We start from the raw sequence: 13802 nt of genomic DNA on the forward strand, positions 1-13802 counted from the left end.
AATTACTCCGCGCCAAAGATAGGTAGGTTTACAAGTTCAGGAGCCGCTTGCTTACGTGCAATACGGATCATGCTCTTAACTGGCTTAAGATATTCTTCGCCAAGTTGATCCCACTGCTTAGTGTTGTTGTTCCAAACCCAAGCATGTTTTTGGTCGAACGACTGAGCTACGTATGCGATACGGCCAAGGCGTGCGAAGTCAACATTGATGTTTTTGCCGTTTTGTTCAAGAGAACCTTGGCTCGCAATCATTGTTGCACTGTAGTCAGTTTCAATCGTGTAAGCTTCAAGCACTTGACGGAACTTCTCAGAAGTAGTTACAGATGAGTTAGTCATGATGCTGCGAAGTTTCTCAACGCGATCTAGACGTGTTTCTTGATTAAACGGAACGTCCGCTTTGATGAATTGCTCAAGCGTATCGATCATGCGATACATCAAAGGCACAACGTCCTGTTTTGTCTTGTCAATAGTACCAATTTGACGCTCAAGAGACTCAATACTTGCATTTTGATCCGCTACAAGACGTGCAACGTGATCGTTATACACTTTAAGCAGTTCTGCTTCTTCAACTAGACCACGGTATTCCGCGATCATTTCTTGAGACTGACCGTAAAGGTTATCAATCTTTTCTTGAGACTTTTTAGCAGCCGTTTGAGTTTGTTGACCTACTTTTTGTATGTCATTCAAAGGATCTGCAATCACATTGCTGCTTGCAAAAGCTGTCGCGCCTAAAAGCGCCGTAGCTACAAGGCTCTTTCTGATTTTAACAGACATAGTTCCCAACCAATTAAGTAATGTTACTTTTATAATTTTCGCGCTCTCACCAACGTAAGAGCAACCCTGATATCATTTGACAGATATCAACTGTCCAATAATGCTAAATGCAACACGATGTGTCAACTTCACTGTGAAAACATTTTTTGTCTATAAATAAGTAATAATTATATACAAAACAAAAAATTAACATCAAAAACACAGCAAAATATACACAACCCTCGCAAAACCAACCTTTTGCATACGCTGTTTACAATATTTTACATCGGATTTATTCCAATAAATTGAATAGATATTCCAAATAGAACTTATGAATAATCTATAAAAACAGTAGTATAGTCAAAATTACTCATTGCACAGAACGCAAATTATTTCATCTTCTGCGAACTAACGCAAAATTTGTTTATCTGTCCCAAATCGCTTGATCTATTTTTTCCTGTAGAATTTGAACGAATTCAGCGACGTGTAGGCCATCCATTAAGGCGTGGTGGACTTCGATACAAAATGGCATCGTACCATCTGCTTTATTGTATTTTCCGAACACAAATTTTGGGATACCGAAGTCATCTCTACTGTGCCTTGCATGACCAAAACTGGAAAAAGATAGCCATGGAAGTATAGATACATGAACGCAATTTGGCACCTGACTTTCCGTTAAAAATTGCTCGCTGACAAGCGGCCCATTTAATTGCTCAGTTTTACTATGCAAATTGGCACTAATAAAGCGCTTGAAATCGGTTTCAGGGGCAAGCCTTACAAATCTGAAGGTTTCATCCTTCCGCAGAAAAACACTGCTAATTTCTACCACATCATATTCGACTACTGTCCCCGCTTCGATTCGGTAACGAATGGGCGCATAGCTTTGCAAAGCCAACTGCAGTGCATACAGGCAGCTAAGAGAAAACGGCACTGTATTACGCTTACTCATTTCATAAACTCTTTCCATTTGTAAGCTGACGGTGACTGTAAAATATGGCTGGGTAAAATCATTGAAGAAGGAAAAATGTTCTTGGCGGGGCCAAGTATCAAGAGATAATTTCTTTTTCATACAAAAAAAGGGGCTCATGCCCCTCTCTGGTAATTAAACGGCGTTTTTATTATAGACCGTTTTCAATAATCTCTTGAGCTAATTTATCAGCAATAATATGCGTTGAAACTTTCTCATCTTCAGAACGCTTAAAGATTTCAGTTAGCGTGTCGTAGATGCCTTCTACGTGTTTAGTCGCTGCAGCCTCATCATAACCTTCAGGTTTTGTTTCATAGTAAACATTGATGATTCCACCAGCGTTGATCACGTAATCTGGCGCATAAAGAACACCTTTTTCACGAATGATCTCACCATGACGAGACTCTGCAAGCTGGTTGTTTGCACATCCTGCAATAATTGTGGCTTTGATACGTGGAATAGTATCGTCATTTACCGTAGCACCTAGTGCACACGGCGCATATACATCAACATCTAGATCATAGATTTCATCAATACCAACAGCAGTAGCATTGAAATCATTGACCACTCTTTGTACTGACTCTTCGTTGATATCAGTAACAAATAGCTCTGCACCCGCTTCATGGAGGTGCTTACATAAAGTGTAAGCAACTGCACCCAAGCCCTGCACGGCAACTTTGATACCAGCCAAATCTTGATGACCATACTTGTGTTGGTAAGCTGCTTTAATTCCAAGGAATGTGCCTAACGCAGTATATGGAGAAGGGTTACCGCTTTTACCTTCGAGGCCCATTACGTAGTTAGTTTCTTTATGCATTACCATTACATCACCGGTTGTGATGTTTACATCTTCAGCTGAATAGTAACTACCACCTAGGCGGTCTAGGTGTTTACCAAATGCTCTGAATAGCGCTTCTGACTTGATAGTCTTAGCATCGCCAATAATGACAGATTTGCCACCACCAAATGGTAAACGTGCAACCGCATTCTTATATGTCATCCCTTTAGACAGACGCAGTACATCATATACTGCGTCTTCATCAGAGGCATAATTCCATAGACGACAGCCACCTACAGCTGGACCTAGCTTAGTGTTATGTACCGCGATAATAGCTTTAAGGCCTGATGCTTCGTCTGAACAGAATACGACTTGTTCATGGTTATCAAATTCAACTTGGTTAAATACAGCCACTTTCTTCTTCTCCAAAAATTATCTATCCCATACGGGTAAGCTCTTAGGTGTGACTTTGCGTTCAATACCACACTAAGGGCAAATAGCGCTGAAATTGGCAAGACTCTATCACTAACTCTAGCACCATTCCACAAATTGAGATGATATAAACCCAATTCAAAGCAAATACAAATATTTAATTCAAAAGAAAAGAAAAGAAAGGAAAAACAAACCAAAAATAAAAACCTTAAAGGAATTTTAATTTAACTTATTGAGCTTTTCTGAAGTTACTGTTTACGTAAACGGAAGGCTAGTAAGCATTGTAAACATATCAGTACAAAAAAGGAGGCTGCTAGCCTCCTCAATAATGCTTCGGATCGTCACTTTAACACCGAAGACAAATATTTAAGTGGAAAGTACCTATATGCTCTCCACTAACGCAAAACTGATCAACTAAGTTTGCTATCTAACTCTTCAATTCGTGCTTTCCAAATTGCAGGGCCTTGGGTATGCGCATTCTCACCATTGCTATCAACGGCAACCGTCACCGGCATGTCTTCTACTTCAAATTCATAAATAGCTTCCATACCTAAGTCTTCAAACGCCACAACACGAGATTTCTTAATTGCCTTAGCCACTAAGTATGCAGCGCCACCTACAGCCATAAGGTATACGGCTTTATTCTGTTTGATTGACTCGACAGTTGCTGGACCGCGCTCGGCTTTACCGATCATGCCGATAAGACCCGTTTTCTCTAACATTAGATCAGTAAACTTATCCATACGTGTAGATGTGGTAGGACCTGCAGGTCCCACGACTTCATCGCCAACAGCATCCACAGGACCCACGTAATAGATGAACTTATTAGTGAAATCGACACCTTCTGGCAAGCCTTGACCAGAATTCATCATTTCTTGCAGACGTTTATGCGCTGCATCTCGACCCGTTAAGATCTTGCCAGAAAGCAGGACAGTTTCACCCATTTTCCATTCTTGGATATCTGCTTTGGTCAAAGTATCTAAATTGACACGACGCGTATCTTCACCTACTTCCCAAGTCACTTCTGGCCAATCTTCGAGCTTTGGTGCTTTTAGATCTGCAGGACCTGAACCATCTAGTGTGAAATGTACGTGGCGTGTAGCGGCACAGTTAGGGATCATTACCACTGGCTTAGACGCTGCGTGTGTTGGTGCTGTTTTGATTTTAACGTCAACAACGGTTGTTAAACCACCAAGGCCTTGTGCGCCAATGCCTAGCTTATTTGCACGTTCAAAAATTTCTAGACGCAGTTTTTCTTCTGCAGTTTCGGCACCGCGTTCCATCAGCTCATGGATATCAACCGGATCCATTAAGGATTCTTTTGCCAGTACAGCCGCTTTCTCTGCTGTACCACCGATACCTATACCTAGCATGCCCGGAGGACACCAACCAGCCCCCATTGTCGGTAATGTTTTTTCTACCCACTCTGCAACATCATCTGATGGATTTAGCATCACCATTTTAGTTTTGTTTTCAGAGCCGCCCCCCTTCGCTGCAATCATCACTTCAACTTCAGCACCTGGTACTAAGTCAATGTGTACTACCGAAGGCGTATTGTCTTTGGTGTTTTTACGGCTACCTGCTGGATCGGCAACGATTGATGCACGTAGCGGGTTATCTGGGTTCATATAGGCACGACGAGTTCCCTCATCTACCATTTGTTGTACCGTCAAGTCAGTTTTATCCCACTTAACGTCCATACCGACTTTAACAAAGCAGGTTACTATCCCAGTGTCTTGACACAGCGGGCGCTTACCTTCTGCTGACATCCGTGAGTTAATTAAGATCTGTGCAATTGCATCTTTCGCGGCCTTACTTTCTTCTTTTTCGTAGGCTTTTTCTAATGCTTGGACAAAATCAAGTGGGTGGTAAAATGAGATATATTGAAGCGCATCTTCAATGCTATCAATAAAGTCTTGCTGACGGATTGTACTCATGACGGTTCCTCAATTTTCGACGGTATTTTTTGGTATTGAAACTTTCGCTGGCAATTGTTGTTATTCAGCGTCAGAAAGTCAATTTCAATACCTTAAACTATGGAATAGCAGGTAACTATGATAACCTCCCCGCCCGTTTGGGGCTAGCTTTGCAGGTCAAGTAAATGATAAACGAGCGAATAAACTGTACGAAATTAGACATTAGGCACAATGCACTAGAATTATTTGAACACTTTGCAAACGAATCTCAGGCTATCCTGTTAGATTCAAGCGATTCTGATCACATCAATAGCCGCTACGATATCATTGCGATTGCACCAATTAATTTACTTGAAGCTAAAGACGGAAATGTATTTTTAGACGGCAAGCTGCAGAGTGAATCTATATTCACTGTGATGAAAGATAAGCTTACCCAGTATAGTAATTGCAGTGCTCCTTATGATTTACCTTTTAACGGCGGTTGGCTTGGTTATTTTGGCTATGATCTCGGCCGTTATATTGAACACATACCACATTGTGCGGAACATGATATTAAGCTACCCGACGCCTGTGTTGGTTTGTATCCAGACGCGTTAATTTATGACAAAGTACACAAAGCTTGGTTTTATGTGTCGCAACCTAATACACAAAGGCTAGAGATGTATTTGCAGCGGCTCGAGGACACCTCAGCGTTCGAGCCATTTAGGCTGACGTCACAGTGGCAGTCAAACATGACTAGAGCACAATACGAGCAAAACTTTGAGCGCATTCAATCTTATTTGTTAAGTGGCGACTGTTATCAAATAAACCTAGCACAGCGATTCAGTGCTAACTTTGAAGGAACTCCGTGGCTCGCGTATAAAAAGCTTCGAAACCACAACCAAGCGCCTTTCTCAGCATTTTTTAACTTAGGCAATAGTGCTATTGTTTCTGTGTCACCAGAGCGCTTCATCCAAGTTAAAAACAATATTGTAGAAACTAAGCCGATCAAAGGCACCTTGCCAAGATTACCAAATACTGACGCCGATAAAGCGCAAGCTGAAAAACTGAGGAACAGCAGCAAAGATCGAGCTGAGAATGTCATGATAGTTGACCTACTGCGTAACGACTTGGGTAAAGTGGCCAAGCCGGGTTCCGTTGCGGTTCCATCACTCTTTGCAATCGAAAGTTTTCCTGCGGTTCACCATCTAGTCAGTACGGTAACGTCTAAACTAGCCGAAGGTAAATGTGCAGTTGATCAACTCGAAGCCGCCTTCCCCGGTGGCTCCATAACAGGTGCACCTAAGATCCGCGCCATGGAGATCATCGAAGAGCTAGAGCCGCACAGACGCAGCGTTTATTGCGGCTCAATCGGCTACCTTAGCGCCTGTGGTAATATGGATACCTCTATCACTATCAGAACCCTAGTTTGTCATCAAAATAAGATACATTGCTGGGCAGGTGGTGGTATAGTCAGAGACTCTCAAGTACAGTTGGAATTTGAAGAGACTTACCACAAAGTGAATAAAATCCTCCCAGTATTAAATGAAGATTGATCAGGTTATATCGCAATTTATGTTGGCGCCCATCATGGCGCAAACACCAACCACACTGCATACTCTCAAGCAAAGTGCGGTGCTTATTCCTATTGTTGATGTAAACGCTCGAGCCCACCTGTTGTTTTGCAAACGCAGCAGCGAATTGCCGAGCCACCCGAGTCAAATTTGCTTTCCTGGCGGCAAAGTCGAACAACAAGATAGCAATATCATCAACACAGCACTGCGCGAAACCGAAGAAGAGATAGGTCTGACAATCTCTGAGTCTCAAGTACTGGGCATATTGCCGTTTATGCAAACGCTCACCGGCTACCAAATCACCCCCGTTGTTGCTTCTGTACAACAAGATGCGACTTGGGTGAATCAAAGCGACGAAGTGCAACACACATTTACGGTGCCATTAAACCAATTAAGCATGGCCAAGAATTGGCGAACCTTCCATTTTACCAATAAAGGCAAACCCGTTTCACTCGACGGATTTATGACACCACATGGCTTACTGTGGGGCGCAACGGCAAAAATCGTCAAACAGTTCACCGCCCTATTTTAGCTCTTAACTGGTAAGACCTTTTTTAAAATCCCCCTCCACCTTGCAGATTAGAGACCTTTCTATCATGCTTACTGCAAAGCTGGCATATACTTTTGCCGATTATGGGTTACTTCCCTAAGTAGACACGTTATGATGGCGTCCGTTTTAAAGGCAATGTGAGTAAAATTTATGATCAGTGCATTCGATATGTTTAGTATCGGTATTGGCCCTTCTTCCTCTCATACAGTGGGACCAATGCGTGCTTCTAGGTTATTCGTACAAGACCTTCAGGCACAAGGCATCGTTGATGATATCACTTCGGTGAAAGTGGAACTGTTCGGTTCTTTAGGCCAAACAGGTATCGGCCACGGCTCTGGTAAGGCTGTTATTTTGGGACTTGCGGGTTACGACCCTGAGACCATAGATGCAGATCTAGTACCAGAGATCTTAGAAACCATCGAAAATGAACAGGTTATCTATCTCGACAAGCAACATAAAGTAAAATTTCCTAAGCAAGGCGCGATTGTTTTTCACCGTCGAAAAACGCTGCCTAAGCACTCCAATGCAATGGAAATTAAAGCATATAGAGGCGAAGAGCTTGCTCATAGCCAAATTTACTATTCGATTGGTGGTGGCTTTATCGTTACCGATCAGAATTTTGAAGCTGAAAAGCAAGCTGCGCTAGATATCAGAACAGAAAACCCGGCACCTTACCCATTCAATTCAGCCGCCGAGCTACTGGAAATGTGTAAAGAGTCTGGGCTTAGTGTGTCTTCGTTAATGATGGCCAACGAGAAAACATTACGTAAAGAATCTGAAATCAAAGAAACGCTATTCCACATTTGGCAGGTAATGAAAGCTTGTATTGAACGTGGTATGAAAACCGAAGGTATTTTACCGGGCGGTTTAAAGGTTCGTCGTCGTGCACCTAGCCTGTATTTAAAACTCAGTGTAGAAACGCACCAAGATCCACTGCGCGCAATGGATTGGGTGGATTTGTTTGCACTTGCAGTTAATGAAGAAAATGCAGCGGGCGGCCGCGTAGTAACCGCACCAACCAATGGTGCAGCCGGTATTCTTCCAGCGGTGTTAATGTACTATCACACTTTTATCAAAGAAGTGGATATAGAGATTGCCACACGTTATCTACTTACCGCAGCGGCGATTGGGATCTTATATAAGAAGAATGCCTCTATATCTGGCGCTGAAGTTGGATGCCAAGGTGAAGTAGGTGTTGCGTGTTCAATGGCTGCTGGCGCTCTTACCGAAATCATGGGTGGTAACGTAGTACACGTTGAGAACGCCGCTGAGATTGGTATGGAGCATAATCTAGGCCTAACCTGCGATCCTGTCGGTGGGCTTGTGCAAGTTCCGTGTATTGAGCGCAATGCAATGGGTTCTATTAAAGCCATTAATGCTTCTCGTCTTGCTTTGCGCGGAACGGGCGATCAAAAAGTATCACTAGATAAAGTGATTAAAACGATGCTTGATACCGGTAACGATATGAAAACTAAATACAAGGAAACCGCGCGCGGTGGATTGGCGGTAAACATTATTGAGTGCTAGTTGACAATTGTCAGTTCACTTTACAGATGACTTAATGGCATCATGATGGTAAATTATGATGCCATTTTTTATCGTCACTACAATGAATTCGTCATGATATTACTTATCAACAAAAAGGAGTAAATTGGCTATGTCAGGCACTACAATGGTTTTTTTGATTGTACTTATTAGTGTTGGTGGAGGAATAATTAGCGAAATCTATAAACGCCGCTTGGAATTTAAAAAAATAGACGCACAAAGAACAAAGGTGCATGATGAGCTACACTCAGAGATTACTGCATTAAAAGCAAGAGTGGCAACACTGGAGCAAATTGTTACCGATGAAGGTTATCAAGTTAAAAAAGATATAAATAACTTATAAAAGAATACGGCTAATAACGCTACTAGGCAAAGGAAAGGAGTCCTTTCTGGTTAATTTTTTCATCTCTTGTTACTGTTTACATTTGTTTTCAAAGAAGATAACCAATTGAATTAAATGATAAAAAAACACCTCTGATTACACTTTGTTTACAAAACTTAAAATTATATAATTGCTAACATTAATTTACTTGAGTACATTCGTTACTGCAAAGTGTACAAAGGTAAATAATATGAATAACAATAAATTCAAATACACCGCTTTATCCGCAGCGATAGTAGTAGCACTATCAGCTTGTGGTGGAAGCGATAACAACAATAATAGTTCAGCTCAAGAGCTAGATCATGCACCTCAGGCTGGTGTTACCCAGCTAGAAAATGTAAAACATTGGCAGACCATTTCGGGCTCAATTCAAGCCTCCGACGCAGATAGTGACAATCTATCAATTACAATATTTGACGGTGAGACAGAGATTTCGCCTGTAGATAATGTTTACACTTTTCCTCATGGTATTTTAACGCTAAAAAGTCTAACCGCTTTTGATTACTTGCCAATATCTGGCGAAGCGGCAACTATTAAGTACACTGTTACTGCAAAAGGAAAGTCAGCCAACGGTAGTATTGAGATCCCAGCATCACTAACTGACCCTCTTGCTTACCAGCAATGGCACCTAAATAATACGGGTCAAAAGGCTTACGCACTGAGTGATGCGATGAAAAAAGGCTTGGTCGACCTTTACGTCGGTCGTGGCATTATGACTGAAGAACAAGCGATTGAGTACTGGAATAGTGAATTTGCGGATGCAGAATCAAACATCTTAGTCGCTGGTGAAGATATGAATGTACCAGCAGCATTTGCCCAGGGTGTAACGGGCGAAGGTGTGACAGCCGTTGTCGTTGACTCAGGCCTAGAAATTAGACATGAAGATTTGGCTCCTAACGTTTTGCCAAATCGCTCTCTTAACCTACTTGACAATGCGCTTGATAAAACTGACCCTACGAGCACAGCGACTAATGGTGACCACGGGACTAGTGTTGCAGGTCTGATTGCATCTAAAGGCTGGAACGGCCTAGGCGGCCGTGGTGTTTCGCCTGATACTGGTCTTATCGGAATGAATTTACTGGCTAGCGGTGACAAGACACCAAAGCAAGATCTTTTAGTTCATGGCTTTCCTGGCTCTGGGATAACAGAAAGTGAGTCTATTTCTGTATTCAACCGCAGCTATGGCCTTACCTACCCTGTTCAATTTAGTTATTCGGAACTTGATGAAGCAATTGAATCTTATCCAAACAGGAAGCTTCGTTCAGGCAAAGGTGCTACTAACGTAAAATCAAGTGGTAATAGTTTTGTAAGTGAAGACTTAGAAGGCTCATTTTGTGATGACAATGGTGCAAATGACTTAGGATTAACCTGCTACAATAGCAACAGTGAAAGTAGCCAAGGGCACCCTTACTATTTCTCTATTGGTGCCGTTAACTCAAATGGTAAACATACTAGTTACTCAAGCGCTGGGGCAAACCTGTTAGCAGCAGCTCCTGCTGGGGAATATGGCCGTTGGGCTCCTGCAATGGTTACGACTGATCCAATGACATGTTTAAGTGGTAGTTCTGGTTATACTGGTCGCGCAATCGCCAGTTGGACAGGAGCTTATGGAGAGGAGTTCGCTGCAAGCCAATACCCATTCGATTACCCTGGACATCCAGAAAACCCTAACTGTAATTACCGTTCAACCATGAATGGAACCTCTTCTGCAGCACCAAACGCTTCAGGCGTGATCTCTCTGATCCTATCAGCGAACAGTGAGCTGACTTGGAGAGATGTACGTCATATCATTGTGTCAACAAGCACCAAAAATGACGCCGAAAATGCGCCAGTAACGGTGCCAGTAGGCGCTGGTGAATTTATCGCGCATGATGGCTGGGTAGAAAACGCAGCTGGCTATAGCCATAATAACCTTTATGGTTTTGGCCGTGTAGATGCCGGTGCAGCAGTTAAAATGGCCAAGTCTTACTCAACTAAACTTGGTGAAGAAGTTATTACAGATTGGATTGGCCAAGGCTCCGTAATGGGTCAAGATTCTCTAGAGATGGCAATCCCTGATAACAGTGAAGTTGGTGCCACTTACAAAGTGACTGTCTCAGAGGACATCAACGTTGAAGCTATCCAATTCAAACTGGATGTATTTAACGATGAGTTTGGTATGGGAATTCAAAATGATGAAGCTGTTATACAATCTACTGCTGGTTCTGACTTGGCAATTGAAGTTATCTCTCCGAGCGGTACGAGAAGCGTTTTATTATCATCTAGACAAGCACTGATACGCCCTGCATATGATTTTAGCGGTGCAGGCTTCCAGGTTGGCTATATCCTAAAAAATGGCGTATTTTTATCAAACAGCTTCTATGGTGAGTCAGCTAAAGGAGAGTGGACAATTCGCTTGTTCGACGTGTCAAACAAGTCGTTTGCGACGACTAGCACAGGTGATATTGTCTACGATGGATACGTAAACAATTCAACGCCATCAAAACTGATGGGTGCAGCTGTACGTATCTTTGGCCATCAATCTGCTGAGTAATTGGAGTGTATACTATGAACAAGTTAAAAATCGCGGCATTAATTACAACTTCACTATTCTTAACTCAAGCAGAGGCTCGAGACAACTTGACTCCTAAACTGGAGAAAGCAAACAAAGTGGCAAATTTTGAAAAGCCTGATTTTGGTGCTTATAAGATTATGTCTGACTATGCATTAGTTCCGTTAGCCATTGCAGATCCTAGTGCTGTAATTAGCCAAAAAGGTGAAAAAGCGCTAGTCAAGTCGACGTCTATCAGCCAGTTATTTACTAAAGGCTCTTTAGTTAAAAATATATTCAATGGTGAGATTGCTCCAGTATCTGGTAACATCAACCTGCTTATGAAAGACAATGCGTCTGCACGCGAATTAGCAAGTGAGTACGGCGTTGCTGTTGAAAATACGTATGACGGTGGCCGAATTGCTGTTGTTAGTGTAAACAGCAACCAAGATTTACTAGGTAAACTTGCTGAACTGAAGCAATCAGGAAAGGTAGTTGAAGCTAGAATTGAAGTGTTAGGTACTTTATACACATCTAGATAATTTTCCTGTCAAACACTAATTTTTCTCAAGCCTCATTTAGAATGGGGCTTTTTTACGCTTCAAAAGCCTAATACACTGATGACTATATTTTCTGCTCCCCCTAAAACCTCAGATATGGCTAGATCAAAAGTGACCTCCGTATTTTGAAATCCATTATTTTATAACTAACCTAAACTCGTATACTTACTATTCTTTATAAAATTGCCTATTAAAAATACAAGCATTGGCTGAAACTTAAGTTATACCAATTTAGGCCCCGTGCCTTAGGCTATAGCTTTAGCGATGATTGCTCGAGGAGGGAATTTAATAGCTTATTTTTAGTACCAATTGGTTATGGGGAGAAATAGAATAATGAATATCTGTATGAAGTTAGTCAACTGACCCACAATATTTAGGCGGGTAAATATTGTGGGTTATCAGTATACTCTGTTACTGAGTGTCCTGTTTTAGCCAACTAACCACTTGGCCATGAAGACGATGACAGGCAGAGTAACAAGTGTTCTCAAGATAAAGATTAGGAATAGCTCCCATAAGTTCACCGGGATTTTGCTGCCAAGCAGCAACGCGCCAACTTCTGACATATAAATAAGCTGAGTTACGCTCATGGCAGCAACGATAAATCGGGTGGTATCGCTTTCAATGGAACCTGCGGCAAGAATTGACGGAATAAACATATCCGCAAAGCCGACAACTATTGTCTGCGCGGCCTTTTCTGCCTCTGCCACATTGAGTAGCTCGAGGTAAGGAACGAAAGGTGTGCCTAAATATTGAAATACTGGCGTATGCTCAGCAATAATCAACGCAAAAGTACCTACAGCCATCACTACAGGTAACACAGCAAACACCATATCTAATGCGTTGTGCAGGCCTTCTTCTAGTGTTCCTTTCACCCCTGGAGCCGTTTTAGCCTTGGTAAGCGCTATATCTAGGGAGTGGCTAAACAACCCCTTCCCTTTAGGCACAGCTTCAGAATCTTCATTATGATCACTACCATCAACATAAATATCTTTTTTAAATCTGAGCGGTGGTAAACGCGGCACAATAATCGCGGCAACAAAGCCAGCTGCGCATACGGTAAGATAAAATGGAGCAAACAGGTGTTCAAGTTTGACTTGGCCAATAACGACTAAGCAAAAAGTGATTGAAACCGCAGAGAATGTAGTACCAATGATTGCCGCTTCTCGTTGTGTGTAATGCTTATCTTCGTATTGGCGAGCGGTCATCAAAATACCGACACTGCCATCACCAAGCCAAGATGCAACACAGTTTACTGCACTACGTCCTGGCACCCCGAATAAAGGGCGCATCACTTTGGTCAGAAGCGTACCAACCATCTCAAGCAAGCCAAAGTTAAGCAGGAGTGGCAGCAATAGTCCGGCTAAAATGAATACACAAAATAGCACGGGCAAAAGATCATTGAGCACTAACGCCCCTGTATTTTCCGAATGGATCGCTTCTGGACCAACACCATTGAAGGTAAGCACAATAAACACCATACCAACTAGTCGGGTTATTAACCAAATCCAGCTTACATCGAATAGGTGTCTTATTATGGTTATTTTTAATAGCGCTTGGGGTCTTAGGAGTTTAACCACCAGACTCATGATCCCAGTAATACATACTATTGCAACGATCATGTCTTTCATAAAAGGGGCTAGTTGCGCTTGCAACCATTTTGCCATCACTGCAATCGGGATAGTCATTGCCTCCCCGACCGCTACTGGCGTCATAAACAAAAAAATACCAATCAATGACGGTACGATAAACGCAAACCACGTTTGTAAAGTGGAGCGTGGTGTCATAGTGCTCTCTGTCATTTTTTACTTCCACAAAAACAAAGAAAAGAGCCGAAGCT

General features: G+C 42.3%; 11 protein-coding genes. 6 read left to right on the plus strand and 5 right to left on the minus strand.

What is annotated here, in order from left to right; genetic code table 11:
• Nucleotides 1-2: 2 nt before the first annotated feature.
• The 4 genes from L1271_RS13300 to L1271_RS13315 form a co-directional block, all read right to left on the minus strand.
• The gene (locus L1271_RS13300) at nucleotides 3-773 is read right to left on the minus strand and encodes a DUF3450 domain-containing protein (RefSeq protein WP_010606401.1); all 771 of its coding nucleotides are present in this window, start codon (nucleotides 771-773) and stop codon (nucleotides 3-5) included.
• A 403-nt stretch (nucleotides 774-1176) separates the two neighbouring features.
• Entirely contained in the window at nucleotides 1177-1821 is a 645-nt protein-coding gene (locus L1271_RS13305; protein ID WP_102056510.1) for a CatA-like O-acetyltransferase, read from the minus strand.
• Between the two features lie 49 nt (nucleotides 1822-1870).
• Nucleotides 1871-2911, minus strand: a complete 1041-nt coding sequence (locus L1271_RS13310; protein WP_102056509.1) for a Leu/Phe/Val dehydrogenase — start codon at nucleotides 2909-2911, stop codon at nucleotides 1871-1873.
• 428 nt (nucleotides 2912-3339) lie between these two features.
• Nucleotides 3340-4866, minus strand: coding sequence for a fumarate hydratase (locus L1271_RS13315; protein ID WP_010606398.1), 1527 nt, complete (start codon nucleotides 4864-4866; stop codon nucleotides 3340-3342).
• A 164-nt stretch (nucleotides 4867-5030) separates the two neighbouring features.
• On the opposite strand from L1271_RS13315, the gene pabB reads away from it, so the two are divergent.
• The 6 genes from pabB to L1271_RS13345 all read left to right on the plus strand — a co-directional run bounded on the left by pabB (nucleotide 5031) and on the right by L1271_RS13345 (nucleotide 11947).
• Nucleotides 5031-6380, plus strand: a complete 1350-nt coding sequence (pabB, locus tag L1271_RS13320; protein ID WP_102056507.1) for an aminodeoxychorismate synthase component I — start codon at nucleotides 5031-5033, stop codon at nucleotides 6378-6380.
• A 34-nt stretch (nucleotides 6381-6414) separates the two neighbouring features.
• Nucleotides 6415-6930 carry an NUDIX hydrolase gene (locus L1271_RS13325; RefSeq protein ID WP_235368043.1) on the plus strand — a complete coding sequence of 172 codons (516 nt, stop codon included), beginning with the start codon at nucleotides 6415-6417 and terminating at the stop codon, nucleotides 6928-6930.
• A 168-nt stretch (nucleotides 6931-7098) separates the two neighbouring features.
• Nucleotides 7099-8475, plus strand: a complete 1377-nt coding sequence (locus L1271_RS13330) for an L-serine ammonia-lyase (RefSeq protein WP_235368044.1) — start codon at nucleotides 7099-7101, stop codon at nucleotides 8473-8475.
• 130 nt (nucleotides 8476-8605) lie between these two features.
• Nucleotides 8606-8836 carry a hypothetical protein gene (locus L1271_RS13335; RefSeq protein WP_102056505.1) on the plus strand — a complete coding sequence of 77 codons (231 nt, stop codon included), beginning with the start codon at nucleotides 8606-8608 and terminating at the stop codon, nucleotides 8834-8836.
• A gap of 229 nt (nucleotides 8837-9065) precedes the next feature.
• The gene (locus tag L1271_RS13340) at nucleotides 9066-11408 is read left to right on the plus strand and encodes a S8 family serine peptidase (protein WP_102056504.1); all 2343 of its coding nucleotides are present in this window, start codon (nucleotides 9066-9068) and stop codon (nucleotides 11406-11408) included.
• A gap of 14 nt (nucleotides 11409-11422) precedes the next feature.
• Nucleotides 11423-11947: a hypothetical protein gene (locus L1271_RS13345; RefSeq protein ID WP_010606392.1), complete on the plus strand. Its 525-nt coding sequence runs from the start codon at nucleotides 11423-11425 to the stop codon at nucleotides 11945-11947.
• 446 nt (nucleotides 11948-12393) lie between these two features.
• Here the strand turns inward: L1271_RS13345 and L1271_RS13350 are convergent, their stop codons facing one another.
• A complete protein-coding gene (locus L1271_RS13350) occupies nucleotides 12394-13764 on the minus strand; it encodes a YjiH family protein (RefSeq protein ID WP_010606391.1) in 1371 nt (456 codons plus the stop codon).
• Nucleotides 13765-13802: the final 38 nt, after the last annotated feature.

The sequence above is a fragment of the Pseudoalteromonas sp. OF5H-5 genome, assembly GCF_021530695.1.
Lineage (GTDB): Bacteria > Pseudomonadota > Gammaproteobacteria > Enterobacterales > Alteromonadaceae > Pseudoalteromonas.